The organism is Actinomadura formosensis, assembly GCF_050948385.1.
Taxonomy (GTDB): domain Bacteria; phylum Actinomycetota; class Actinomycetes; order Streptosporangiales; family Streptosporangiaceae; genus Spirillospora; species Spirillospora formosensis.
Genome location: NZ_CP192011.1, coordinates 665,580 through 690,811 on the forward strand (window position 1 = coordinate 665,580; position 25,232 = coordinate 690,811).

25 protein-coding genes and 2 tRNA genes are annotated in these 25,232 nt (G+C 70.7%); 18 read left to right on the forward strand and 9 right to left on the reverse strand.

Going from position 1 to position 25,232, the window contains the following annotated elements; all coding sequences use genetic code 11:
• Positions 1-76 precede the first annotated feature (76 nt).
• Positions 77-400 carry a hypothetical protein gene (locus ACQP1N_RS03060; RefSeq protein WP_433228975.1) on the forward strand — a complete coding sequence of 108 codons (324 nt, stop codon included), beginning with the start codon at positions 77-79 and terminating at the stop codon, positions 398-400.
• Positions 400-591, forward strand: coding sequence for a hypothetical protein (locus ACQP1N_RS03065; RefSeq protein ID WP_433228977.1), 192 nt, complete (start codon positions 400-402; stop codon positions 589-591). Before ACQP1N_RS03060 ends, ACQP1N_RS03065 begins: the two co-directional genes overlap by 1 nt.
• 59 nt (positions 592-650) lie before the next feature.
• Here ACQP1N_RS03065 and ACQP1N_RS03070 read toward each other — a convergent pair whose 3' ends face one another.
• From ACQP1N_RS03070 to ACQP1N_RS03080, 3 genes are all read right to left on the reverse strand, one after another.
• A complete protein-coding gene (locus ACQP1N_RS03070) occupies positions 651-1,238 on the reverse strand; it encodes a guanylate kinase (RefSeq protein ID WP_433228979.1) in 588 nt (195 codons plus the stop codon).
• A complete protein-coding gene (locus ACQP1N_RS03075) occupies positions 1,235-2,269 on the reverse strand; it encodes an AAA family ATPase (protein WP_433228981.1) in 1,035 nt (344 codons plus the stop codon). Before ACQP1N_RS03075 ends, ACQP1N_RS03070 begins: the two co-directional genes overlap by 4 nt.
• A gap of 269 nt (positions 2,270-2,538) precedes the next feature.
• Positions 2,539-2,934, reverse strand: a complete 396-nt coding sequence (locus ACQP1N_RS03080) for a winged helix-turn-helix domain-containing protein (RefSeq protein ID WP_433228983.1) — start codon at positions 2,932-2,934, stop codon at positions 2,539-2,541.
• 135 nt (positions 2,935-3,069) lie between these two features.
• Here ACQP1N_RS03080 and ACQP1N_RS03085 point away from each other — a divergent pair, with 135 nt between their 5' ends.
• The 10 genes from ACQP1N_RS03085 (at position 3,070) to ACQP1N_RS03130 (ending at position 9,868) form a co-directional block, all read left to right on the forward strand.
• On the forward strand, positions 3,070-3,453 hold the full coding sequence (locus ACQP1N_RS03085) for a hypothetical protein (protein ID WP_433228985.1): 384 nt from the start codon (positions 3,070-3,072) through the stop codon (positions 3,451-3,453).
• Positions 3,454-3,467: 14 nt separating this feature from the next.
• Positions 3,468-4,808, forward strand: coding sequence for an FtsK/SpoIIIE domain-containing protein (locus ACQP1N_RS03090; RefSeq protein WP_433228987.1), 1,341 nt, complete (start codon positions 3,468-3,470; stop codon positions 4,806-4,808).
• A gap of 110 nt (positions 4,809-4,918) precedes the next feature.
• Positions 4,919-5,221, forward strand: a complete 303-nt coding sequence (locus ACQP1N_RS03095; RefSeq protein ID WP_433228989.1) for a hypothetical protein — start codon at positions 4,919-4,921, stop codon at positions 5,219-5,221.
• A complete protein-coding gene (locus tag ACQP1N_RS03100) occupies positions 5,218-6,054 on the forward strand; it encodes a DUF2637 domain-containing protein (RefSeq protein ID WP_433228991.1) in 837 nt (278 codons plus the stop codon). Before ACQP1N_RS03095 ends, ACQP1N_RS03100 begins: the two co-directional genes overlap by 4 nt.
• A 20-nt stretch (positions 6,055-6,074) precedes the next feature.
• Positions 6,075-6,503, forward strand: a complete 429-nt coding sequence (locus tag ACQP1N_RS03105; RefSeq protein ID WP_433228993.1) for a hypothetical protein — start codon at positions 6,075-6,077, stop codon at positions 6,501-6,503.
• Positions 6,503-6,655 carry a hypothetical protein gene (locus ACQP1N_RS03110; RefSeq protein WP_433228995.1) on the forward strand — a complete coding sequence of 51 codons (153 nt, stop codon included), beginning with the start codon at positions 6,503-6,505 and terminating at the stop codon, positions 6,653-6,655. Before ACQP1N_RS03105 ends, ACQP1N_RS03110 begins: the two co-directional genes overlap by 1 nt.
• A gap of 17 nt (positions 6,656-6,672) precedes the next feature.
• Positions 6,673-6,828 (forward strand): hypothetical protein, encoded by a 156-nt coding sequence (locus tag ACQP1N_RS03115; RefSeq protein ID WP_433228997.1) that lies wholly within the window; start codon positions 6,673-6,675, stop codon positions 6,826-6,828.
• 90 nt (positions 6,829-6,918) lie between these two features.
• Positions 6,919-8,343 (forward strand): replication initiator, encoded by a 1,425-nt coding sequence (locus ACQP1N_RS03120; RefSeq protein WP_433228999.1) that lies wholly within the window; start codon positions 6,919-6,921, stop codon positions 8,341-8,343.
• Positions 8,337-8,519 carry a helix-turn-helix domain-containing protein gene (locus ACQP1N_RS03125; RefSeq protein WP_309237274.1) on the forward strand — a complete coding sequence of 61 codons (183 nt, stop codon included), beginning with the start codon at positions 8,337-8,339 and terminating at the stop codon, positions 8,517-8,519. The genes ACQP1N_RS03120 and ACQP1N_RS03125 overlap by 7 nt, the downstream gene beginning before the upstream one ends.
• Positions 8,519-9,868: a tyrosine-type recombinase/integrase gene (locus ACQP1N_RS03130; RefSeq protein WP_433229001.1), complete on the forward strand. Its 1,350-nt coding sequence runs from the start codon at positions 8,519-8,521 to the stop codon at positions 9,866-9,868. Before ACQP1N_RS03125 ends, ACQP1N_RS03130 begins: the two co-directional genes overlap by 1 nt.
• A gap of 76 nt (positions 9,869-9,944) precedes the next feature.
• Here the strand turns inward: ACQP1N_RS03130 and ACQP1N_RS03135 are convergent.
• Together ACQP1N_RS03135 and ACQP1N_RS03140 are read right to left on the reverse strand one after the other, a co-directional pair.
• Positions 9,945-10,018, reverse strand: a tRNA-Phe gene (locus ACQP1N_RS03135).
• A 20-nt stretch (positions 10,019-10,038) separates the two neighbouring features.
• A tRNA-Asp gene (locus tag ACQP1N_RS03140) sits at positions 10,039-10,116 on the reverse strand.
• 264 nt (positions 10,117-10,380) lie between these two features.
• Here ACQP1N_RS03140 and ACQP1N_RS03145 point away from each other — a divergent pair.
• On the forward strand, positions 10,381-11,796 hold the full coding sequence (locus ACQP1N_RS03145; protein ID WP_433229003.1) for an amino acid permease: 1,416 nt from the start codon (positions 10,381-10,383) through the stop codon (positions 11,794-11,796).
• 50 nt (positions 11,797-11,846) lie between these two features.
• Positions 11,847-13,484, forward strand: coding sequence for an adenylate/guanylate cyclase domain-containing protein (locus tag ACQP1N_RS03150; protein WP_433229005.1), 1,638 nt, complete (start codon positions 11,847-11,849; stop codon positions 13,482-13,484).
• A 20-nt stretch (positions 13,485-13,504) separates the two neighbouring features.
• On the opposite strand, the gene ACQP1N_RS03155 is transcribed toward ACQP1N_RS03150, so the two are convergent.
• A complete protein-coding gene (locus ACQP1N_RS03155; protein ID WP_433229007.1) occupies positions 13,505-14,386 on the reverse strand; it encodes a LysR family transcriptional regulator in 882 nt (293 codons plus the stop codon).
• 214 nt (positions 14,387-14,600) lie between these two features.
• Between ACQP1N_RS03155 and ACQP1N_RS03160 the strand changes: the two genes are divergently transcribed.
• Positions 14,601-15,932, forward strand: a complete 1,332-nt coding sequence (locus tag ACQP1N_RS03160; RefSeq protein WP_433229008.1) for a sensor histidine kinase — start codon at positions 14,601-14,603, stop codon at positions 15,930-15,932.
• 92 nt (positions 15,933-16,024) lie between these two features.
• Here the strand turns inward: ACQP1N_RS03160 and ACQP1N_RS03165 are convergent, their stop codons facing one another.
• On the reverse strand, positions 16,025-17,608 hold the full coding sequence (locus tag ACQP1N_RS03165; RefSeq protein WP_433229009.1) for a cyclic nucleotide-binding domain-containing protein: 1,584 nt from the start codon (positions 17,606-17,608) through the stop codon (positions 16,025-16,027).
• 873 nt (positions 17,609-18,481) lie between these two features.
• Here ACQP1N_RS03165 and ACQP1N_RS03170 point away from each other — a divergent pair.
• The 3 genes from ACQP1N_RS03170 (at position 18,482) to ACQP1N_RS03180 (ending at position 21,559) form a co-directional block, all read left to right on the forward strand.
• Positions 18,482-19,354, forward strand: a complete 873-nt coding sequence (locus ACQP1N_RS03170) for a helix-turn-helix domain-containing protein (RefSeq protein WP_067796490.1) — start codon at positions 18,482-18,484, stop codon at positions 19,352-19,354.
• 256 nt (positions 19,355-19,610) lie between these two features.
• Entirely contained in the window at positions 19,611-19,823 is a 213-nt protein-coding gene (locus ACQP1N_RS03175) for a DUF397 domain-containing protein (protein WP_433229010.1), read from the forward strand.
• A 251-nt stretch (positions 19,824-20,074) separates the two neighbouring features.
• A complete protein-coding gene (locus ACQP1N_RS03180; RefSeq protein ID WP_433229011.1) occupies positions 20,075-21,559 on the forward strand; it encodes an alpha/beta hydrolase in 1,485 nt (494 codons plus the stop codon).
• Between the two features lie 29 nt (positions 21,560-21,588).
• On the opposite strand, the gene ACQP1N_RS03185 is transcribed toward ACQP1N_RS03180, so the two are convergent.
• Together ACQP1N_RS03185 and ACQP1N_RS03190 are read right to left on the reverse strand one after the other, a co-directional pair.
• Complete coding sequence (locus ACQP1N_RS03185; RefSeq protein WP_067796501.1) at positions 21,589-22,272, reverse strand: maleylpyruvate isomerase family mycothiol-dependent enzyme; 684 nt, start codon at positions 22,270-22,272, stop codon at positions 21,589-21,591.
• Positions 22,269-25,199 (reverse strand): AAA family ATPase, encoded by a 2,931-nt coding sequence (locus tag ACQP1N_RS03190; RefSeq protein WP_433229012.1) that lies wholly within the window; start codon positions 25,197-25,199, stop codon positions 22,269-22,271. The genes ACQP1N_RS03185 and ACQP1N_RS03190 overlap by 4 nt, the downstream gene beginning before the upstream one ends.
• Positions 25,200-25,232 lie beyond the last annotated feature (33 nt).

The window sequence follows — 25,232 nt, forward strand, 5'->3', positions numbered from 1 at the left end:
ACCGGAGGGGGCCGCCTCACACGGTGGGGCGGCCTGGGGGGAGGTTGAGGCGGCGCGGTGGGTGCTGGAGCCCCCGGTGGCACTGGCCGCGCCGCCTCGGCCGTTCACGGCGCGGCGGCGGCTCAACCGGCTGGCGCGGGCACTGCGGCGCCACGGCTGGAGAGCGCAGCGCCGGTACACCGGACCCCGGCCGGTGCTGCGGGTGTTCTTCCCCGATGCGCCGTGCCTGGGCGACAGCGTCACCGTCACCGCGGGGGACGGCGGCTGGTGGTACCGGTCCAGTACCGGGGAGCTGCTGGCGCCGTGCTCGGATGTGGACCTGGCGGTGTCGCTGGTGACGACGTCGCTGGGGCGGTGGGTGTCGGCCGCGGGTTCGCCCTGGGGGACCGGCGGGGCCTGATGGACGCCGGGGCGGGGGTGGCTCTGGAGGAGGTTGCCGAGCGCTTCGGGGTGCTGTGCTGGTGGGGGCCGTCCACCGGGACGTTGTGGGCGCTGGTCCAAGGTGGCGGCGGGTGGCGGCTGGTGGAGGCGGTGACGGTACGAGAGCTGGCCATGGCCATCACGCATCCTGACGGGTGGCCATGGCCGTGACGGCCGCGCGGCAGGAGGGAAACGGTGGGGCGCCGTGGATCCCTGCCGCGCGGCCGTCGCTATTCGAGGTCGGGCGGGACGGTCACCAGGTGTCCGGGGCCGGCTGCCGCGGTGGCGAGGATGCGGCGGGCCGTCTCGGCGGGGTTGGCCTGGTCGGTGTGAATGATCAGATTGAAGACGGGTGTGTCCGTGGCCTGGAGGTCGTTGCGTGTCTCGTCCCATGCCTGGAGGCGTTTGGGCGTGTCGACGTCTCCGCGGTGCTTAGACCGGTCGGCGCAGACTGCTCGGGGAATCCAGAGAAGGGCGGCCGTCCAGTCGAGCGGGACGGCGGCGCGTAGCCGCTGGAGGTCGGCGAGGTTGCCCATGTGGATGATGGGGACCCTGTCGGCCTCGACCAGGGCGGTGATGGCGTCGCGGTCGATGGCGTAGACGTTGCCGTAGCGGTGGGTCTCCACGACCAGGCGGCCGGTGGTCCGGAGCTTTTTCAGCTCGGTGGACGGAACGTAGCGGTATCCGGTGCTGCGGCCGGTGCCGACTTTGAGCTTGGGCAACAGGGTGTACCGGGCGTCCTGGCGTGCCAGCTCGGCCGTGACGGTGTCCTTGCCGCTGGTTGGCGGGCCGTAGAGGATCACGCCGGGACGGGTCATGACAGGACCTTACGCAACGCTTCCCGTGTCTGGTCGGCAATGCTGATCGCGGCGCCTAGCCGGTTGTCGACGGTGAGGTGGACGCCGGGCGGGCTGTGCTGGGTGTCGAGGGTGCTGGCGTACTCGTCCCAGTTGGCCAGCTTCCATGCATCGCGTGGGGCGTCGCGGAACTCGATGTACTCGCGCATCGAGTCGACGTCGCACCGGACCCAGATCACCGCGACGTCCACGCCCTTGGCCTTGCACCGGTTGGTAAGGCGGCTCAACCAAGATTCGTTCTTCAACTCGGCGATGAACGGGGCGGCGAGGATGGTGGATATGCCGCAATCGATGTTGTCGTTAGCGGTGTCCATGAGGCACTTGTATTCAAGTGGCCTGACCTCGTTCAGGTAGAGGTCGGTGTGCCGGTCGTGCGGGTCGCCGTCCAGAGAGATCAAGAGGCGTTCGGTGAGGCGTCGCGTCAGGGAATCCTTGTCGAGAAATGCCCACCCCGACACGTCGCCGAGGAAGCGGGCGAATTCCGTCTTGCCTGATCCGGCGTAGCCACCGACCAGGACGAGGGTGGTCGTGCCGATGCTTCCGCTCATCGCCCGGCCTCGCCATGCGCTGACCACGCGGGCCTTGAGCGCGTCGCCGGCGGTGGGGTCGCGGTCCTGGGTCTGGTCGGAGACACGGTCCAGGCTTTGGGAGATCGTGGAAGCGGCGTCCTCGGTGACTGCGGGGCTGAGCGGGCTCGGCAAGGGGAGGGTGAGGTCTCCGGTCTCCTCGGCGGGGAGGGGGAGGCGAAAACCTAGCTCGGGCTCGGTGGCCTCGTACATGAGGCAGTAGGCGCGGCGGTAGTGCGGGCCTGGGTACATGTTGCCGTTCTCGTGCTCCCACAGCGTTTGAAAGTTCGCCGCGACCCTGAGCCCTCCCCGCTCGGCCACCTGCCGCAACTTGTCGCCCGCGGCCTCAAGGCTCAGGCCGTGGTTCTCCCGTCGTTCGCGGAGCTTGTGAGGCTGCCAGCCGTTTCGTTGCTTGGTCGTGCTCAAATCCCAGCCTTTCCGGTTGCCGCAGATATCGGCACATTTTGGCATGCGCTCGCCGTCTGCTCGGGGACGTGAAAGCGGACGTATAAACGGACGTGAAAGAACCTGATGAGGGATTAATGATGGGCTTTGCGCGGCTCCTGAACTGAAATACCGGTGTGCCGACGAGAGACCAGATCACGACGGGAGGCGGTCACCGGTGATGGCGGGCGGAGAGCAGGGGCGGACTCCTCGGGAGTTGTTGGACCTGATCCTTGCCGAGTTGGGCGACCTTATTTGCCGGGTCGATCACCTGGCGGAGGCTCTGGAAGCATGCTCCGCTCGATCCGGGCGACGCGCTCACCAAGGTCCCGGACGGCGGCCAGTACTTCCGTGAGCTGCTTCATGGTCACATCGCCCTCGGCGGCGGAAGGCGCGGCATGGGCCGGCGGGCGGGCGTCGGCCTGGTCGCGGACGAACACGCCCTTGCCCTGCTGGCCGATCACGACCCCTTCGGTCCGCAACACACTGACGGCGGCCTTCACCACCCCGGCGGACACCTCGTACTGCTCGCGGAGTTGGGCGGTGGACGGCAAGGACTGTCCGGGCGCAAGTCGGCCGTCGTTGATCTGCTGCCGCAGGTCATCGGCTATCTGCAGATATCCGGGCCGTCCGGTCCTCTTGACCATCGTCCGCCTTCCGTCGGGGGCTCCGACTCAAGTTCAGCACACCCGATCGGCCAAGGAAACCATGGCGGCCTTGACAACTTAGACATCCAAGTCGACTATGTTGTCTAAGTGCTCAACGACCCTCGGAGGTTCTTCATGCGCAACATCCCGATTCCGGTGGACCTGTCGGCGCTGACGTTCGTGTGCGTGTCCGCGCCGCGTCCCAAGCTGGTCGATAAGGACACCGGCGAGGTCAAGGTGAACCGCAGCGGCGAGACCGTGTTCACGGTGGGCCTGTCGGCGGCCGACGCGTCGGGGCGGGTGGACCTGCTCAAGGTCGCGGTGGGGGGCGCGCCGGAGGTGACGGTCGGGGAGGTGGTGTCCCCGGTCGGGCTGGTCGGCTACATGTGGGAGAAGGAGATCAACGGCGTGATGCGGTGGGGGATCTCCTACCACGCCCAGCGGATCGTCCCCGCGGCCGTTCCCGTGCCCGTCTCCTCCGCTTCCTCGTCGGCGTCCGCTGCGGCGGGCGTGGCCTGAACGGCGGCCCGGTCATGACCGACTTCGCTGTGGTGCTCGGGGTGCTGGCCGCTGCGGCGGCCGGGCTCTGGGCCTGGCGCCACTGGCACCCGGCCTCGTTCTGGTACGGCATCGCCTTCCCGCTCCGGGCGGTGCTGGTGTATCTGACGTGGCATCACGTCGCCTCGGGCTGCAAGCTCACCCGCACCCGGCGCCGGTTCCGCCTCACCCTCGACGCCCTTCCAGTGGTGGGGCCGGCCTCCCGGTCCGCTGCGACGGTGGTCGAGCACAGGCGGCGGGTGCGGCGGGTCGATGTCGAACGCGCTCCCCGCCTCGGCGTCTTGCGCCCGACCCGGCTCGGCTGGCGCATGCGGCTGCGGCTGCACGACGGGCAAGTCCCGGCGGACTACGAGAAGGCGGCGGAGGGGATCGCGCACGCCTGGCGCGTCCACTCCGTGCGCGTGGTCGACGTGCGTCCCGGCTTCGTCACCCTGTGGGCGACGATGCGTGACCCGCTGGTCGACGTGGTCACCACCCCGGAGACCGGCGAACTGCTGACCGTGCGTCCCGGCAAGCTGGAGAACGGCCGTGACTGGCTGATCGACTTCCGGACGGTGCCGCATTGGCTCAACGCCGGGGCGACACAGTCGGGCAAGTCCAACCTTGCCAACGCCCTGATCAAGGGCCTGGCTCCGCAACCGGTCGCCCTGGTCGGCTTCGACCTCAAGGGCGGCGTCGAGTTCACCCCCTACGCCCCTCGCCTGTCGGCGCTGGCCACCACCCGCAAAGAATCGGTCGACCTGCTGTCCGATCTGGTGGGCGAGGTTGAGAACCGCATGGCCACCTGCCGTGCGCACGGTGCCCGCAACGTGTGGACGCTGCCCGAACACCTGCGGCCGGTCCCCGTGGTCGTCCTGGTGGACGAGGTCGCCGAACTGTTCCTGATGGCCGACAAATCCGAGAAGGACGAGGTGTCGCGGACGGCTACCTCCCTGCTGCGCCTCGCCCAGCTCGGCCGGGCGTTCGCGGTGCACCTGGTGGTGTGCGGGCAGCGCATCGGCTCCGACCTCGGCCCCGGCGTCACCGCCCTGCGGGCACAGTTGTCGGGGCGGGTGTGCCACCGGGTCAACGACCCGGAGACGGCGAACATGACCCTCGGAGACCTCGATCCGGCCGCCCTCGACGCGGCCCGCGCGATCCCCGCCGAGGCACCGGGGGTGTGCATCGTCGCCGGTCAGGACGGCGCTTGGCACCGCGCCCGCTCGGTCTACGTCCCCGAGCATGAGGCCGAACAGGCGGCCCGCAAATACGCGCACCTGACCCCGGACTGGGAAACCCTCATCGGCTCCGTCCCGGCCGTCGACCCGGCCGCCTGACCGGCCCGGCTCCCTCCCTCTCCCTCCCCTTTTAGCGGCTCGGTGTGAGCCCTGATCGCGCCACGTCCCTACCCGACCCGTGCCCCAAACCCGACCCTGGAGGCTGCCCGATGGCCGCACGCGTCCGCGTCCTTCGCCCCCGTCCCCGTCCTCGCCCCCGGTTCGTCGCCGTCCCGTCCCCGTCCTCGCCGTCGCCCCCGTCCCGGCCGTCGGTGGTGTCGTCCTGGGACGTGTGGCCGGTCGGCGTCGAGTGGGACGAATTCTGCTCCCTGCACCTCGCCCGCTGCCAGCGCTGCGCCGACTCCTTCACCTCGTCCTCCTGCGACGAGGTCGACGACTGGGCCGACACCCACCGCTGTGACCCCGAACTGGCCGCGCTGCTGGCGCTCGTCACCGCCCGGCGGGCGGCATGACCCGCCGCATCCTCGGCACGGTCGCCGACTCCGGGCCGGTCGTCGTGCTCGCGGGGATCGCGGCGGCGGGCTCGTTCACCCACATCCGCGACACCGCCACCAAACACGGCCAAACCGGCTGGATGGCCTGGGCCATCGCGGTGTGCATCGACCTGACCTGCGTCATGGCCGCCGGGGAACGGCAGCGCGACAAGCGCACCGGACGCGACACCGGGCGCCTGTCCTGGCCGACCGTCGTCCTGGTCGGCGGTGTCCTGCTGTCGCTGGCCGCGAACCTGGCACAGGCCGACCCGTCGGTGTGGGGCTGGATCACCGCGGGCACCCCTGCGGGCGCGTTCCTGGTCGCCGTCTCCATGCTGGAACGCCGCAAAGCCGGCCCCCGCCCGGCGGTTCACCCCTCGCCCCGTCCGGCCGCCGACGTGCCGCCGGTCCCGGACTCCTCCGGCCACCCGTCCCCGTCCTCGTCCTCGTCCCCGTGGGTGGTCTGGGAACGCCCTGCGACTCCCGCCGCTGCCGCGCCCGTCCAGAACAGCCAGGACGACCAGAAGCCGGGCGAGGACGAGCAGGACGGCCAGACCTCCATCCCCATCCCCGCCGGTCCCTCCGCCTCGACGCCACCCGCCTCGTCTCCCCCGTCCCCGTCGGGCTCGTCGGACTCGTCGGCTCCAGCGGGGCCGCTGGTCGACTTCGCACGCCGCATCGCCGCCGAACACCAGACCGAGCACGGGAAGCCGATCACCCGTGACGCGCTCCGCGCCCGCCTCGGGGTCTCCAACCAGCTCGCAAGTGACCTGCTCCGCCAACTCCGCACCGAAACCGCATCCCTCACCTGACCCACCGGAGGAACCCCCACATGACCGCCTACACCAACCCCACCGGCCAGACCTCCCCGACCGTGCCCGGTGACCTGTTCGCCCGCCACCAGACCATCGCCGGCCTGCGCGCCCTGGCCGACTTCCTGGAGGACAACCCGGCCGTACCGGTCAAGGAGTACGGCGCGCACTACAGCGTTCACACCCGCGTCGGGGACGACGCCGCGGCCGCCGCAGAGGTCGACCAGGTCGCCGCGCTCCTGGGCGCCGAGGTCACCGACGACCGCCCGCGCGGCGGCCACTACATCGCCTCCAAGACCTTCGGGCGCATCACCTACCGGATCGTCCACATCCCCGCCCGGCAGATGGCCGAGCACTACGCCCACATCAGCTACCGCGACAACATCCGCCTCGACCACACCGACCAGGACGGCGACCAGGGCAGCGCGGACTCCGGGCGGGCGGCCTGATGCGCACCCGTACCCGTCACCCGCGAACGCTCCTCCCGCTCCTCCCGGTCGTCGGGCTGGTCGTGGGGTGGGTGTGCGGGACGTGCGGCGGGGGCGGCATCGCCTCCGACGGGTCCACCTGCCCCGACTGCAACGGCCACGGCCACACCTGACACGAGAGGCACCCGCGATGTTCCTGCGCCGCTGCGCCTTCGCCTGCTTCTGGCTCGTCCTGGGCCTGTTCCTGATCCGCCAACCCGAGAACGCCGCACACGCCGCCCGCGCCCTGCTCGGCGGCCTGGCGCTCGTCGCCGATGCCCTCGCGCGGTTCACCACCGCCTTCTAGTCCCCGGCGTGGCCGCTGTCGCCGGCAAGCACCCGCGGCCACGCCGGGCCATCCCCACCACCCGCAACGGATGAGGAGACCCGCCCCATCATGCCCGACCCGGCACCCGTCATCACCGGAGTAGCCGCCCGCGACATGGCCGCCCGGTACAACCGGGCCGACTTCCGCGCCTGGGCACGCCGCGCCCACTCGACGGGCGGTTGCGCGCAACCGGTCCACCTGCGCGGCCGCATCACCCACCTGGACCCGCTGACCGGTGAGATCCTGCGCCACTACTCCACGGCGCGTGAGCCGGGCGGGGTGCTGCGGGTGGCCTGCAAAACCCGGCGGGCCTCCCGCTGCCCGTCCTGCGCCGAGATCTACCGGGCCGACACCTACCAACTCGTCCGCGCGGGCCTGGTCGGCGGCAAGGGCGTGCCCTCGTCGGTGTCGTCGCATCCGGCGGCGTTCGTCACCCTGACCGCGCCCTCGTTCGGGCCGGTCCACTCCCGGCGTACCGGCAAGGGCGGGGGCGTGGTGGCCTGCCGTCCCCGCCGCGACGGCGGAACCTGCCAGCACGGGCGGCCGGTCTCCTGCACCGTCCGGCACTCCGACGGGGACCCCCGACTCGGGCAACCGATCTGCGCGGACTGCTTCGACTACTCCGGCGCCGTGCTGTGGAACGCGCACGCCCCCGAACTGTGGCGCCGGTTCACCCTGGCCTTCCGCCGCTACGTCGCCCGATCGGCCGGGCTACGGGTCTCAGACCTGCGCGACGTGCTCACGGTCTCCTTCGCCAAAGTCGCCGAATACCAACGGCGCGGCCTGGTCCACTTCCACGCCGTCATACGCCTCGACGGACCCGGCGGCCCCGACGCTCCCCCTCCGGCCTGGGCGTCCCTCGACCTGCTCAACGCGGCCGTGCACCACGCGGCGGGCGCGGTCACCGTGTCGACTCCGGCGGCCAGGGACGTCCCGGCCAAAGAACACGTGTGGGGCTCACAGATCGACGTACGCCCCATCACCACCACGGGCGAACTGACAGATACGGCCGTGGCGGGCTACATCGCCAAATACGCCACCAAAGCCGCCGAATGCGTCGGCACCCTCGACCGGCGCATACGCCCCACCGACGACCTAGCAGACCTGCCCGTGTCCGGCCACGCCCGGCGACTCATCACCGAATGCCTCCGCCTGGGCGCGATCGAGGAATACGCCGGGCTGCGACTGACCGAATGGGCTCACATGCTCGGCTTCCGCGGCCACTTCTCCACCAAATCCCGCCGCTACTCCACCACCCTCGGCGCGCTGCGTGCGGCGCGCATCGAGCACAACCGGCGCGAACACGCCGACGACATCACCACTGGTCGCCTGCCCTTCGACGACGACCAGGTCCTCGTCATCGCGCACTGGCGCTACCTCGGCCAAGGCATGACGCCCGGCGAAGCACTGCTCACCGCTGCCCTTACTGGCAAGCCCATGCCACCTCTCGACCCGTATACCTCGCCTACCTCGCCACAAGGGAGCACGTGTTGACCGACCTGGTTCTGACCGTCGACGAAGCGGCCGAACGCCTGCGCGTGAGCCGCTGGACGCTCTACAACCTCATCCGCTCCAACCAGCTCCGCACGGTCAAGATCGGCCGTCGCCGACTCGTCCCCGTCAACGCCCTCGCCGAATGCCTCGACAAGCTCTCGGAGGTTGCTGCCTGATGACCACAACCGCACTCGGAACCCCAGACGAACCGGAACGCCGTAAGTCCCGCAAGAGGCGGAGCAAGCGGGGGAACGGTGAGGGGAGCATCTGGCTCCGCAAGGATGGGCGGTACGGCTTCGCCGCCTACGTCCCCACCACCGCCGGCACCCTCAAGCGCGTTCAGGGGTACGCGCGGTCACACGAGGACGCTCGCAAGAAGCTGACCAAGCTCCTGGAGCAGGCCGACCAGGGCATCCCGGTGTCCTCTGAGAGTTGGACGGTGGCGGAGTACCTGGCGTACTGGCTCAAGAACGTCGTCCAGGTGGAGCGGCGGCCCAAGACGTACCAGGGATACGAGGGGGCGGTCCGCCGGTACCTGGTTCCGGAGTTGGGCAGTAAGCGGCTCGGCAAGCTCACCGCTCGTGACGTGCGGCTGGCCTTCACCCGTATCCGGGAGGCGTGCCAGTGCTGCCGCAACGGCTGGGACGCCGCTCGTGAGGTGCCGCGCTGCTGCTCCCTCAAGGGCGGTGAGTGCTGCGGCTCCCGGCTGTCGCCGCGCATGGTCCAGTTCGTTCACGCGGTCCTGCGAAACGCGCTGCAGATGGCCGTACGTGAGGAGATCATCCCGCGCAACGTGGCCAAGCTCGTCACGGTCTCCACTCCCAAATACGGGGTCAACCGCGGGCTCACGGTCGACCAGGTGCGGGACGTCCTCAAGGCGGCCAAGGACGAACGGCTCTACGCCCTGTACGTCCTGGCGCTCTGCCTCGGCCTGCGGCGCGGCGAGTTGCTCGGCCTGCGCTGGGAGGACGTCCGGCTCGTCGGCTGCCGGGCTTGCGGCGGGGAGGGCGGCACCCTCGACGGCGACCCGTGCGGCCGGTGCGCTGAATCCGGTGTCGAGTCGGCCACGCTGGAAGTCGTCCAGACGCTCCAACGGGTCGGGGGAGAGTTGCGGTTCGTCCCGCCCAAGACTGCGGACTCCAAGCGAACGGTCCCGCTCCCGGACCTGTGCATCGCGGCGCTATGCGAGCATCGGGTGAAGCAGAACGCCGAACGGGCCGACACCTGGCAGAACTGGCAGGATCACGGGCTCGTCTTCCCGTCCCGCCTCGGCACGCCCATGGAGCCGGACAACCTTCGGCGTAGCTGGGGCCGTATCCGCGCGGCGGCCGGGCTGGAAGGCGTCCGCTTCCATGACATGCGGCACACCTGCGTCACGCTGCTCCTGGACCTCGGCGTTCCGCCTCACATCGTCCGGGACATCGTCGGTCACAGCGATATCGAGGTGACCATGACGATTTACGCGCACGCGGCCGTCGACGAGAAGCGGGCGGCGCTTCGGAAGTTGGGGGATGCGCTCGGCTGAGGCCGTTGCTGTCACCGTTGCTGTCAAAAGGCCCGGCACCTGATCAGGTTCCGGGCCTTTTCGCTGCTTAGAGAGGTGGGCAGGGGCGGGGTCGAACCGCCGACCTTCCGCTTTTCAGGCGGACGCTCGTACCGACTGAGCTACCTGCCCAGGACGTGCATCCGCACGTCTGGCGGTCCTGACGGGATTTGAACCCGCGGCCTCCACCTTGACAGGGTGGCGAGCACTCCTAGCTGCTCCACAGGACCTTGCTGTTCCGAGCCTAGCGGCTTCGGAGGGGTGTGCCGATCAGGTGGTGACCCGGTCTTTGGCACGTCCGAGAGCATACGCGATGGCCGAGGACGGCGCCAACTCGTTAACGGGCGGGGCGGCCGGGGTAGAGCTGGTACCGGTTGTGGCGGGGGCTACGCGTTTGCAGCTTGGGGTCCTAGTCTGTCCGAGTTGCGCAACCGTGCGTGACCGGAGGGTTGCACCGTTCCGCGAGGACGGTCATAGATGCGAGGGAGGTCGGTGTGGTCGAAAAGCTCCCAGACCAGAGTGCCGAGAGCTACCAACGAGGGCTCGGCACCCGCCAGATCCAGATGCTGGCGATCGGCGGGACGATCGGGACCGGGCTGTTCCTGGGTGCCGGGGAGAACATCGCCAAGGCCGGGCCGAGCCTGATCCTGACGTACGCCGTGGCGGGGCTGGCGTTGTTCTTCGTCATGCGGGCGCTCGGTGAGCTGCTGACGTACCGGCGGGCGGAGGGAGGGTTCGCCGGGTATGCCCGGGAGTTCCTCGGTCCGTTCTGGGGGTACGCCACGACGTGGACGTACTGGATCATCTGGGTGACGACCGGCATGGCGGAGCTGACCGCGGCCGGCAAGTACATCCAGAAGTGGTGGCCGGGGGTCGAGCAGTGGCAGACGGCGCTGGTCGCGCTGCTGGTGCTGTTCGCGGTGAACCTGGTCTCGGTGAAGCTCTTCGGTGAGCTCGAGTTCTGGTTCGCGATGATCAAGATCGCGGCGATCGTGATGATGATCCTGGTCGGGATCGGGGTGCTGGTCTTCGGGTTCAGCGACGCCGGGGACACGGCGAGCCCGAGCAACCTGTGGGGGCACGGCGGCGTGTTCCCCGAGGGGGCCGGCGCGACCATCATGACTCTGCAGATGGTCATGTTCGCCTACCTGGGCGTCGAGCTCGTGGGTGTGACGGCGAGCGAGGCGAAGGACCCGGAGAAGAACATCCCGCGGGCGATCAACGCGCTGCCGCTGCGGTTCGCGCTGTTCTACCTCGGGTCGCTGCTGGTCATCCTGGCGGTGGTGCCGTGGACGGCGTTCAAGGGCGGGGCGAGCCCGTTCGTGCTGGCCTTCGACAAGATCGGCATTCCGGGCGGGGCGGACATCGTCAACTTCGTGGTGCTGACCGCGGCCCTGTCGTCCTGCAACGCGGGCGGGCTGTACTCGACGTCCCGGATGCTGCGGACGGCCGGGGTGAACGGCGACGGTCCCCAGGTGCTCGGACGGCTCAACGAGCGCGGGGTGCCCGTGCTGACGGTCGTCATCTCGGCGCTCGTCATGGGCATCGGGGTCGTCGTCAACGCGGTCGTCCCGGAGAAGGCGTTCGACTACATCACTTCCGTGTCGACCGGTGGCGCCCTCCTGGTGTGGACGGTCATTCTCGTCGCGCACATGGTCTACCGGCGGAAGGCGGAGGCCGGGGCGCTGCCCAAGGCGCCGTACCGGATGCCGTGGGCGCCCTACACCAACTGGCTCGTGCTGGCGTTCTTCGCGTTCGTCACGGTGACGATCACGTGGGAGGCCGATACGCGGGTCGCGCTGTACGTGATGGGGGCGTGGGCGGCGCTCGTGGTGGTCGGCTGGCCGTTCGCCCGGCGGAGCTCGCAGGAAGCGGGGATGGAGGTCGCCGTGGAGAGTACCAGCGCCTGACCGTCATGGGATGATCCCCCCAAGGCGGTTCCATCCCCCCGGAGGCGCACATGACCAGCATGCTAGAGATCCGTGTGCGCTGGGTCCTGCTGGTCGTGGTGGGCGTCGCGAACGTGGTCGGCGCGCTGGTGGTGCTGCTGTTCGCGACGTTCGTGGTGCCCGATCCGCCGCTGGACGATCGCGACTACGTGCACATGGTGAACGCGGTGGCGTTCTTCAGCTATCCGGTGGTGGCCGCTCCGGTGGCGCTGCTCCTGGGGTTGCGGCTGTGGCGGCCCGTCGTCACGTTCGTCCGGGACGGGGGAGGACCCGACCGGCGGCAGCGGCGGGCCGTCCTGCTCGGGCCGCTGCGGCTGACGCTGCTCATCGGCGCGCTGTGGACGGTCGGCGCCGCGGGCTGGGCGGTGCTCGACCTCGCCCTGTTCACCGGACGGCTGGCCGTGAAGACGGGGCTGACGTGCCTGCTCGGCGCGGCCACGACGTGCACGATCGTGTATCTGCTGTCGGAGCGGCTGCTGCGTCCGGCGGCGGCGCTGGTGCTGGGCAGGGAGCGTCCGAAGAAGTTCCGCCTGCCCGGGGTGACGACGCGGGTGATGCTCGCGTGGACGCTCGGCACGGCCATCCCGGTGTTCGGGCTGATCTGCGTCGCGATTGCCGCGCTGGCCGCACCGGGCATCAACGTCGGGCAGCTCGCGATCACGATCCTCGGGCTCGGCGGGGCGGCGCTGCTCGCCGGGGTCTATGTCATCTACATGGCGACACGGGCGATCGCGGACCCGATCAAGTCCGTCCGGAAGGGCATGGCGCAGGTCGAGTGCGGTGATCTGCGCGCCGAGGTCGCGGTGTACGACGCGAGCGAGGTCGGGCAGTTGCAGGCCGGCTTCAACCACATGGTCGCGGGGCTGCGCGAGAACGAACGGCTCCGCGACCTGTTCGGACGGCATGTCGGCGAGGAGGTCGCGGACCTGGCGCTGGAGCGCGGCGACATCACGCTCGGCGGCGAGACACGGGAGGTGGCCGTCCTGTTCGTCGACCTGACCGGCTCCACCAGGCTCGCGGACACGCGCAGCCCGGACGAGGTGGTCGAGCTGCTGAACCGGTTCTTCGGCATCGTGGTGACGGTCGTCGCGGGGCACGGCGGCTGGATCAACAAGTTCGAGGGGGACGCGGCGCTCGCGATCTTCGGGGCGCCGACGCAGCTGGAGGACTCGGCCGGCGGGGCGCTGGGGGCGGCCCGCGAGCTGGCGGTGCGGCTGCGCGCCGAGGTGCCGATGCTGGACGCGGGGATCGGCGTGTCCGCGGGCCAGGTCGTCGCCGGGTACATCGGCGCGGAGGAGCGGTTCGAGTACACGGTGATCGGTGATCCGGTGAACGAGGCGGCCCGGCTCAGCGACCTGGCGAAGGACGAGCCGGGCCGGGTGCTGGCCTCGGCGGCCGTCCTCGATCTGGCGCATCTGGCCGAGTCGGACGAGTGGGACGTCGGCCGGTCGGTGACGCTGCGCGGCCGGAGCCGTCCGACGCGGCTCGGCACGCCCCGGCCGGTCAAGCCCGAGATCGGGCCGCCCGTCCGCCGTGCCCGGTTTCCGCGTCCGCTGCGGCGGGGCCGGAAGCTGCTGGTCGGCGCGCTGATCCTGGCGAAGGCGGCCAAGAGCACGAGCACGCCGGACCGGCCCGACGAGCCGGAGTAGCCCCGGCCCGGGCGGCCTGGTCAGGGCAGCAGCCGGCGCGCGCGGGCGGTGAGCGCCCGCGCCGCCGGGCTGCGCGGCCCCTCCGCCCGCCAGGCCAGTGCGATCCGCCCGGTCAGCCGCGGCCGGACGATCGGCATCGCGTGCAGGTCGTCCGGCAGGCCGCGGGCGGCGGACTCGGGGAGCATGGCGACACCGAGGCCGTGCGCGGCGATCTGCGCCAGAATGGGCGGTTCGCCGGCCTCGAACGCGATGCGCGGCCGGAGCCCGGCGTCCGCGAACGCCGAGTCCAGGACGGCCCGCAGCCCGGTCCCCTTCGGCAGGCAGATCAGCGACTCCCCGGCGAGCGCCCGCAGCGTGATCGTGGACCGCCGCGCCAGCGGATGATCGCGGCTGACGGCGGCGAAGAGGTCCTCCTCGATGACGACCCTGGTCGCGATGCCCGCGGGCGCTTCGGCGCCGAGGCTGAGGAACGCGAGGTCGATGCGCCCGCCGCGAAGCCCGTCGGCCAGGGTGTCGGCATCCTGCTGGATGACGGCGATCTCCACGTTCGGATGGTCCCGGTGGAATTCGGCCAGCATGCCGGGAAGGTCGAGTGCCCTGATCCAGTCGATGGTGCCGATCGTGACGTGCCCGCGCAGCAGCCCCGTCAGCTCGTCCACCGCCAGCCGCGCGCCCCCGACGGCCGCGAGCGCCGCCCGCGCGTAGGGCAGGACGGCGGCGCCGACCTCGGTCAGCCGGACCGTCCGCCCGGACCGGTCGAGCAGCGGTTGACCCAGTTCCCGTTCCAGTTGCCGGATCTGCGCGCTGACGCCCGGCTGGGCGACGTGCAGCCGGGCCGCGGCCTTGGTGAAGCTCGCCTCTTCGGTCACCGCGACGAAGTACTCCAACTGGCGCAGCTCCATAACCGGACATGCTAATCCCGAGTTCGGCCAGCTCCCCGGCTTCTGCCGAGCCGATGCCGGACGCGCCCGGGGCCGGTGCCGTCGGCAACCATTTCTTTTGCTGCTCTTGGGGGCGTTGCTGCTGTTCAGAGGACTGATTCCGGTCTGGGCGGTGAAGACCTCACCTGCGGGAGGTCGGGTGTACGGACTACGCATATGGTCCATACGGGTGCGGATGACCGTGATTGCCGGAATGGTCACCGCGGTGATCTGTGTCATCGTGACCACGCTGATCCTCGCGGAGGTGCGCGACTCCGAGACCGATTCCAGGCGCAGCGAGACGACGGCCGTGGCGCTGCGGGTGGTCTATGAACTCCGGCGCGGCCCGGTCCGGGCCGGTTTCGGCACCCCGGACGAGGTGGTCGTCCAGGTCATGGACGAGCACCGGACGGTGATCTCGGGGACGCCGGGCCCGACGCTGAACGGCCCGCCGATCGCCGATTTCCTGCCGTCGGCGAGCCGGGTCTACTCCACGCGGGAGGTGTGCTCGTCCGCGGGCGTGCCGGGCTGCGCGTGGGTGATCGGATTCCGCGTCTACCGGCCGGGAGGGGACTGGTTCGTCTACGCCGGGGCCCCGACCGTCCCCTGGTACGTCAACTCCGGCCTGATCATGTTCCTGGTCAGCGTGTCGGTGCTGGCGACTCTGCTGGCGTGCCTGCGCGCCTGGGCGACGGTGGACCAGACCCTCACCCCGGTGGACGCGATCCGCGCCGAACTGGCGGAGATCACCGCGATGCAGTCGGGCCGCCGGGTGACGGTGCCGGAGAGCCGGGACGAGATCAGGTGGCTGGCGGAGGCCGCGAACGCGACCCTCGACCGGCTGGACAGCGCACTGGAGCGGCAGCGCAGCTTCACCTCCGACGCGTCCCACGACCTGCGCAGCCCGATCGCCGCCGCCCGCACGCAGCTGGAGGAGGCGCTGCTCTTCCCCGACGAGGTCGACTGGCCGCGGACGGCGCGGGGCGTCCTGCTGAGCCTGGAACGGCTCCAGGCGATCGTGACGGACCTGCTGCAACTGGCCCGCCTGGACGCGGCGGCCTGGGAGGAGGTCGAGACGGTCGACCTCGGCGCCATGGTGACCATCGAGATCGCGAGGACGGAGCGGACGAAGCGGATCGTCCCGCACCTCCAGGAGGGCGTCACGGTGCGGGGGGACCGGCTCCGGCTCCTCCGCCTCTTCACGAACCTGCTGGACAACGCCGAGCGGCACGCTGACACGCGGGTGGACGTCACGGTCCGCCGCAGCGACGAGCACGCCGTCCTGGAGGTTCTGGACGACGGGGCGGGCATCCCCGAGGAGCACCGTGATCTGGTCTTCCAGCGGTTCGCGCGGCTGGAGGACAGCAAGGCCCGCGATCCGGCCGGCACCGGCCTCGGGCTGCCCATCGCGCAGGAGATCGCCCGGCTGCACGGCGGAACCCTCACGATCGAGGACAGTCCCCGCGGTGCCCGGTTCGTCGTGCGCATACCTCGGAACGTTCCAGAACGTACCGATCCCTCCTCTTAGCCGGCCCTGGGCGGGATGTGGAAAACCCCACGGCATCGGTGCACGCGGGGTCGTGAGGGTGTGGGGCCCGCGCGGGGACGGGCCGGGACGTGTCAGATGACGGACCGTTCGGGCAGGCCGTGCAGATAGACCCACCCTTCGATGTCCGTTTGCTTGACCCTGCAGCTGATGGGCTCGTACTCGGCGGCGTTCACGTAGCCGGGGCTGTGGGCGATGACGGAGTCGTAGACGAAGCGCGACGCGATGACACCGAGGTCGGCGCCCGTCGCGACGAGCCTTTCCTTCAGCGGGGCGGCGTCGAGGAGCCGGGCCGCGGTGATGATCGTCCAGCCGGACACGCCGGGCGGATCGGGCATCACCGGCCCGACGTCGATCGCGACCCGCAACTGGATGCGGACCGGCTCGCCCGACCGGTGGTTGTGGCGGCGCAGCCGCATGCCGAGCGACGCGATCATGGGGTCGATGACGGTGGAGGTCGGCATCCCGGGCGGGACGACGATCAGCGCGCCGTCGCCGCGGTCCTCGATGTGGCAGGCGTCCCAGGACACCCTCGACTCCTCGAAGGACTCCCGGAGGGCGGCGTACATGGCGTGCCGCACCTCGATCCGGTCGGTGTCGCTGCGGATGCGCGAGCTGAAACCGGCGATGTCGGTGTACACGATGGTGCAGTTCTGGCCCGCCCAGGACGGACCGGCGGAACCGGACGCGGTGCCGGCGGTGGGCTGCGCCTGGGACGGGACAGGAACGGCCGTCCGGGGGCGCGCCTGCGCCGCGGACTGCTCGACCGGGGCGCGGGAGTGTTCCACCGTGTGCCGGCCGGGCATGGCGCCCTGGTCCGGCCGCGGCGCGGACAATGCGCACAAGCCGGGTGCGACGCATCGGGTGATCGTCGCGCACGGGACGATATGGGGATCGGCCACCGCGTACGGGGGATGAGGGGGCCACTGCGGCGGTATAGACGTGTACCCCGTCGCATAGGGCAGCGGGGGGCCGTACCGGACCGCGTACCCGTGCCGCGCATCGGGAACGGCGTACGGGACGACGTACGGCCGCTGCGAGAGACCGGGCTGCTGCGGGAGACCGGGCTGCTCGGTGAGCCGGTCGTACATCTCGCGTTCCATGACGGTGAACACGCGCGGGTAGCGCTCCAGGTAGGCGGCGAACTCCTGCGTGGTCATGCACAGGGCGTGGAGGACGTCCAGGGCGATGACGGTCGCCGAGCGCCGGCGCAGTTCCAGCGCGGCGCGTTCGCCGATGATGTCGCCGGGGCCGCGGTGGGCGATGATCCGTTCGGTGCCGTCCCGCTCGACGCAGACCCGCACCATGCCGGACGTGATCACGAGCGTGCGGTCGGCGAGCTGCCCTTCGGACCACAGCACCGCGCCGGCCGGGTAGACCACCTCCCGGGCGGAGGCGAAGAACGCGACCTGCTCGATGTTCGTGAGGGATCGCCAGAACCGGAGCCGCTCGGTGGCCTCGGTCTGCCGGGCGGATACCGGACGCGCGGCCTGCCGCGGCTCAAGGCCGCGGTTCTCGGCCCCCGGCTCGCCGTACGCCGGTTCGTCGTGCGCCTGTTCGTCATATGCCGGTTCGTCGTACGCCGGCGAGGGGCCGGCGGTGCCCGTCCGGGGGCGGACGATCTGGTCCGGGTCGTGCCGGCGGGCGTGTTCGGCCATCAGCACACCCGCCTTGCGCCCGGCCGCGGGGAGAACGATGGAGTCGTGGTGTTCCTGGGGTGGACGTCAAAGATCGGGGGATGAATCTGCTCTCTTGACATGTCAAGGGCCCCATGCCTCGAAGCGCGACTCCGGGTCCCGTGGGTGGTGCCGGGGGCACCCGGTACCGGCCCACCGTGGCCGAAGTCACATCACCTATAGCCCGTACCGCATGATCGCGGTTAGACTGGGTGAGTCCGCAGAAAACGTTTCGGCAGGTCAGCCCCGATATTTCTGCGTTTCCGCAGGTGTCTGCGCAGGCCCGCCGGGGTGCTTTCGCGCGACTCAGGGAGTCGCTCTCCACTTTCCGCCGGTCGTCTTGGCTGCCAACCGGTGATCGGCGGAAGTGGCGGGCGACTCTGTCATGCCCGCCGCCGGCGTTCGCCGGCGATGCCGAAGTCTCGTGGCGTTATCGACCTCCCCGTTCGGCGCGTGCCCCCGTGTCCCTCGTGTACCGGCGGTGCCCCCGTGGCCCGTTCCTCCGGCGGGGAGAGCCCCGGCCGGGGGACACGCGCGTCCCGTCCAGAACTCTTCACCCTGTGTCAAGACCGTCGATGCCCGGATGTGGCATCAAGTCCCGTGGCAAGTCGGCGTCTGCTAGTCTGCTATGTAGCACATTACAACATAGTTCACCGGCATGCAGCAGCCTGAAAGCTTCTGCCGCGACTTTTGGGCGATATGACGGGGTCTGGCATGGGGGACGAAGATCTCATGGCCGAGACATGTAGCACAGTGGATGCAAGTGGGATGCCGCCTCTTTTTGTGCCATGTAGCATCCAGGCTGGTGGCATTAGCTACTTAGAGTGACGATCACTACTTAAAGCGAGCGAAACGATGACTAGTGACCAGGGACCGATAGTCCAAAGCGCGCTGCTGCGTACCGAACTCGTCCGCCTGCGCAAGGAGAAGAGGCTGACGCAGGAGCAGGTGGCGCGGCAGCTCGAATGGTCCCCGTCGAAGCTCATCAGGGTGGAGGGCGGCAAGAACGCCATCACCCGGACCGACCTGCAGGCTCTGCTCGCCGTGTACGACGTCACCTCGGAGGGACGCCAGGAGCGGTTGCAGGCGCTGGCTCGCGGCGCGCGGGAACCGGCCTGGTGGAACGCCTACCGCGGAGAGCTGGACCCGAGCTTCCTGAACTACGTGGGCTACTGCGCGGGCGCGGCCTTCATCCGGCAGTTCCACGGGACGGTCGTGCCGGGGCTGATCCAGACCCCCGAGTACGCCGAGGCGCTCAGCACCGGCAAGGTCTCCGAGCAGGCGAGAGCCCTCGCGGTGAAACTGCGCATCCAGCGGCAGCAGGAACTCGCCAAGCGGGAGAATCCGCCGCGGCAGCACTACATCATCGACGAGGCCGTCATCCGCCGCCACGTCGGCATCTCCATCGATCCCGGGATCATGCCGGCCCAGCTCAACTACATCGCCGACGCCGCCGAGCGCGACGACGTGCTGACGGTCAGGGTCGTCCCGTTCAAAGCGGGAGCGCACGTCGGGCTGGACGGGCCGTTCAGCGTCCTGGAATTCGACGGCGACCTCGACGACGTCCTGTATCTGGAGGGACGGTCGGGCGCCAGCGTGATGATCACCGGGGAGGACGACCGGATCGCCGAGTACCGCGACGCCTTCGAAATCCTGCTGGAGCAGGCGCTGCCGGCCGACCAGTCGATCGAGCTGATGCGCCAGGCCGCCGAAGACCTCATGGCTTGACTCTGAGACCCCGACTCGACTCCACCGGAGGTGACGGCCGCATCGAGCATCCCCAAGGCGAGTAGCCGCCATAGCGCACAAAGTGATCTTGTGTTCCCTTGTAGGCGGAATAACTGGAACCGTTTACACTCGTGATCGGGAAATTTTCCACAAGGTCGTGCTTTGTCGTGCCCTGCTTGGTGCTCGCCCGCCGGGTGTTCCCGCCCGATCGGTCCGGCGAGGCGGCACCTGCCGGCAATGGACGGAGGGTTGCTGGATGGTGGACCTGTCGAGTAGGAGAGCCGTGCTGAACTGGCGCAAGAGCAGTGCGAGCCAGGCCGCCAACGAGTGTGTGGAGGTGGCGGCGTCCGGCCCGTCGGTGCTGGTCCGTGATTCCCACGACCACGCCGCCGGAGTCATCGCCCTGGCTTCCACGCAGTGGAGGGGCCTCCTGAATGCCATTCGAAACGGAGAGTTGGACCGGCGCTGAGTCACCCGACTCATTTCCCCGCTCCCACATGAATTGTCGTATATCGCGACTTCCTGATGGCTTTACTGGCGAGCTTTGACAGGACGGCGGGCGGCCCGGCTCGTATTCGGGGCACCCTGAGCGGACCCTGAGCGGACCCTGAACCGTCCCTGATCGCCCTGTTCCGGTGAAGGACCGGCCCCTAGCTTGATCGTCAGTGACCCGCCGAGGCGGGCCGATCTCCCCTCTGACGTCCCTTCACCGGAGGACACATGCTGCGCAGACACCGGGCCGCCGCCTGGGGCACGGCCGCCGTGACGGGCCTCGCGCTCGTCGTGGCGTCCGTCCCCGCACGGGCGGGCGGGGCCGAGGCCGCACCCGCCACGTCCACGATCGGCTGGAGGGCGTGCGGGCCCGACGGCGGAGCCGAATGCGCGACCCTGCGGCTGCCGGTCGACTGGTCGCACCCGGGCGGGCCGACGTTCGGGCTGGCGATCGCGCGCCGCAAGGCCCTCGACCCGGCCGCCCGCATCGGCACCCTCGTGTTCGGCCCCGGCGGACCGGGTGACTCCGGCGTGGACCGTGTCACCGAACTCGAAGGAGGCATCGACCGGTTCAGCGACGAACTCCGCAAACACTTCGACATCGTCAGCTTCGACCCGCGCGGGGTGGGCGCCAGCCAGCCGGTCACCTGCTCCGCCGCCCTCCTCGGCGCCCGCCCGTCCCCGATGATCAAGAGCTCGGAGCAGTTCGCCGCGGCCCTCGCCCACAACGCGCGCCTCCGCGCCGACTGCCGGGCCCGCACCGGACCGCTCTACGACCACGCCGACACGCTCAGCACCGTCCGCGACGTGGACGCCCTCCGCGCCGCGCTCGGCGAGTCGAAACTGACCTTCCATGGCAGCTCGTACGGGACGCTCCTGGGCGAGATGTACGCCGAGACGTTCCCGGAGCACGTCCGCGCGATGGTCCTGGAGAGCGTCGTCGACCACAGCGTCCGCAGCACCCGCCGGTTCCTGGTATCCGAACTGGCCGCGGCACAGGACTCCTTCGACCAGTTCGTCGCCTGGTGCAACCGCACGGAGAGCTGCGTCCTACACGGTAAGGACGTCCGCGCCGTCTGGCGGGACCTGCGCGCCCGCGCGGCACGTGGCGAACTGTCCGACCCCACGGCCCCCGGGCGGCCGCTTCCGGAATTCCACCTGGTGCTGATGGCCTACAAGAAGTTCTACGGCCCCGACTGGGCGGAGCTGGCTTCGATCCTGGCCACGCTGAACGAGAGCAAGCCTCCCAAGGGAACGCCGCAGCCCGCGAAGACGCCCGCTGAGGCCACCGCCACGGACAACTTCACCGCGCAGTTCTGCTCGGACTGGAGCCTGCCCGTCCGCGACTACAAGCACTACGCCAAGCTGATGCGGCACACGGCCAAGGTCGCGCCCGACATGACGTATGCGCGTCCCGCCATGGCGGTTTCCACGTGCCTCGGCTGGCCGCAGCCCGTCCGCAACCCGCAGCATCGCCTCCGCGTTCACGGCGGCGCGCCCATCCTGCTGTCGAACGCCGTCCACGACCCGGCGACCCCGTACCCGTGGGCCCAGAACGTGGCCCGCCAGCTCGGCCGGACGGCGACACTCCTCACCTACGAGGGCGCCGGCCACGGCACCTACAACCGGGGTCTCTGCACGCGGGACACGATCGACCGCTACCTGATCTCCCTGCGACTCCCCGACCGGGCCACCACCTGCCCCGTAACCTGACCCCGCCCGCACCCGGACGGGACGCATGGTCAGTAGAGGAAGGGGATCTCGATGCCCTCGGCGCCGGTCAGGGCGGTGCCGGGGGAGCGGCCCAGGAGCCAGGCCAGCAGGGACGTTGCGGGGCCGGTGACGACGAGGTCGCCGTTGCCGTGCTCTTGGCCCGTGTCGGTGGCGTACAGGCGGAGGTTCGGGGCGTCGTCACGGCGGGCGAAGGAGGCGGTGACGCTCACCAGCAACCGGGCGGTGAAGCCGGCGGGCCAGTCGCCGGGCGTGAAACCGGCGTCCAGGTCGACATGGTGGATGAGCACCTCGGTGAGGCGTGCGTCGGCGGCTCGGGCGGCGGGGTGGCGGGCGCCCGTGGTCCATTGGACGGTGCGCTCCCACGCCTCGTCCGGCATGAGGGTGAATGCCTCGGCGAACCTGTCGGCGCTTTCCCGGACGTCCGCCAGGAGGGCGTCCGCCGGGCGGCCCGCGCCTTCCGCTATCTCGGCGGCGCGGGCCTCCAGGCCGGGGTACTCGTAGGACTCGACACCGGTACGCGCCCAGGTGAGCAGGCGGGTGCCGCCGTCGGCGTTGCGGGCGAGGTGGGTGAGGACGTGGCCGCGCGTCCAGCCGGGGAGCAGGGACGGCGCGCGGACGCCGTCGTCATCGAGGCGGGCCGCGCTGGCCAGGAGGGCTTCGGTCGCGGCGGTGATCTCGGCGAGGGCGATCACGCGGTGATGTCCTCGGGGAGGAGGGTCGCGAGCTGTTCCGTCGTGAGTTCCGCGCCTTCTTCGGCGAGGCGTTCGGTGCGGCGCGCGTGCGCGGTGACGGCGGCCCTGAACAGCTTGTCGACCTCGCGTCCGTTGCCGTTCCGGAAGCGGTCGGCGCCGGCTTCGAAGTGCTCCGCCAGCGCCGCCCGGGTCGGGTCCGGGACGAGGTAGTCCGCCGCCTCCGCCTTGCCGAGGAAGATCGAGACGAGACCGTCCACGGCATAGGGACGGAAGGTCAGCGTCCGGGCGAAACGCGAGGCGAGGCCCGGATTGGCGGAGAGGAAACCGTCCATCTCGGCGGTGTATCCGGCCGCGATCACGATGACCTCGTCGCGGTGGTCCTCCATCAGCTTGACGAGGGTGTCGATGGCCTCCTGCCCGAAGTCGTGGCCCGTCCCCGCCGGCCGCGACAGCGTGTACGCCTCGTCGATGAACAGCACGCCGCCGCGTGCGCGGTCGAACACGTCCGCCGTCTTCCGCGCGGTGTGCCCGACGTACTGGCCGACCAGGTCGACGCGTGCCGCCTCGACGACCTGGCCCTGCGCGAGGACGCCGAGGGCCGCGAGCAGCTCCCCGTACAGCCGGGCCACGGTCGTCTTGCCCGTCCCCGGCGGCCCGGCGAAGACCAGGTGCCCGGTGAACGGCTCCGCCTCCAGCCCGGCCGCCCGGCGGCGCCGCGCCGACGCCAGCAGGTCCAGCAGGTCGCCGATCTCCCGTTTCACCTCGTCCAGCCCGGTCATCGCGGCGAGCCGGGCGAGGACGCCGGCCGCCTGGCCCGCGTCCCGTGCCTCGCCGAACCGCGCGGCGAGGCCGGTGCCGACGTCGAGATCCTCGGGCAGCAGCAGGCTCAGCTCGTCCCCGGACGGCAGGTCCGGCAGGTCGGCGAGGCGCTGCGCCTGCCGCTCCACCGCCGCCTCGAACACCCGGCGCGCCGCCCGGCCGTTGCCGAACCCCGTGTCCCGTTTGACGGACGCGAAGTGGGTGAGGACGGCGTCCCGCGCGTCGGCCGAGAAGCGGTACCCGTTCTTGTCGGCCTGCGACTCGGTGATCTGGAGCAGTTCGGCGGGGCTGTAGTGCTCGAAGTCGACCGTCCGGGAGAAACGGGACGACAGGCCCGGATTCACGGCCAGGAACTCGCGCATCTCCGCCGGGTACCCGGCCGCGATCACCACGACCTCGTCGCGGTGGTCGTCCATCAGCTTGACGAGGGTGTCGATCGCCTCCAGACCGAAATTGTGACCGGTGTCGGCCATGCGCGAGAGGGTGTACGCCTCGTCGACGAACAGCACGCCGCCGCGTGCGCGGTCGAACGCCTCCGTCGTCTTCAGCGCCGTCCCGCCGATGACCCGCGTCACCAGATCCGCCCGCGTCACCTCGACGACCTGGCCTTTCTCGACAACGCCGAGGGCGGCGAGAATCCGGCCGTAGAGCCGCGCGACGGTCGTCTTGCCGGTGCCGGGCGGGCCCGCGAAGATCATGTGGCGGCCGATCACCGGACCCGGCGGCAGCCCGGCGAGGCGGCGCCGTTCGGCGACCTTCTGCAGGTTCGTCAGCTTGCGGATCTCCTGCTTCACCGCGGCCAGGCCGATCATCGCGTCGAGTTCGGCGAGCAGGCCGTCGGCGGTGGCGCCGTCCGGCTCGGGCGCCCGCGGCGCCGCCGGGGACGCCTCCGCGGTGGCCTCCGCTGTGCTCTCTGCGGGGTCCTCTTCCTCGTAGCCCAGTTTGTCCGGCGCGGCGTTGCGTTCGCTCGTCACCCCGTCCATGTGGACGCGTGCCGTCGTCGAGGTGCACAGGCCCGGCCCGCCGGTCTCCACCACCGTGCAGTCGCGCAGGGTGAGGTCGGAACCGGGGTCCGCGCCCGCGCCGATGATCTTGCTGCCGGTGATGGTGGTGCCCTCGACCGTCCCGTGACCGCCGGCGCCCACGGCGATGCCGCCCTGCTCGGCGCGCTCCACCCGCCCCCGGACGACCGTGACGCGGCCCCGCTCGCCGACGGCGACGCCGTGCTCACCCGCGTCCAGGAGTGCGCAGTCCTCGAAGGTGCCGGTGCCGTCCTCGTCGGCGACGATCCCGTGGCGGTGCGGCGACTCCACCCGGAGCCGCCGGCCGGTCAGCCGCCCGCCGGCCGTGACCCACGCCGCATCGACCCCGGCGTCCTTGACCAGGCAGTCCTCGGCCAGCGCGGACGCGTTGTCCCGGACGACCAGCGAGCACTGCCGGGAGCCGTGCAGCGCCGTGTTCCGGACGGCGGCGTCCGCCCGGTCGTCCACCAGGATCGCGGCCGCCGCGGGGTCGCTGATCGTGCACTGCTCGATCAGCGGTTTCGAGCCCTCCGTCACCCAGATCCCGTGGCCGCCCGCGCCGTCCACCCGGCATGATCGGACGGTCACCGAGCTGCCCATGCGCAGCGCCACCGCGTTGCCGACGGTCCCGGAGACATCGGTGGACTCCATGATCCCGGACGCGCCGGAGTAGACGACCCCGGCGTCGCGGACCCGGCAGCCGCGCAGCGCCAGCCGGCCGCCCCGCCACACCCGGACGGCCGCCGTCTCCGACCGGGCGACGAACTCGCACTGCTCGGCGAGGACACTGCCCTCCATGACGTCCAGCGCGAGGCCCTCGGCGCTCCAGTTCCGGACGATGAGGCCCTGCAGCGTGACGTTCCCGGTCAGCTCGACCGTCGCGTCCGCCGCGCCGTCCAGGGTGACCGAACCCGGCCCGCCCGCCGCCGTCAGGACGACATCGCCCGGGGTGCGGAATCCGGTGTTCGGGTACTGCCCCGGCTCGATGACGATCTGCCGCCCGGCCGGACCGAACGGCGCCCGCAGCGCGTCCAGTACCGTCCGATACGCCCGGGGGGAGGTCTGTGACACGACCAGACGCAGCAACGGGCCTCCTCGCGAATCATGGTCATGGTGCCA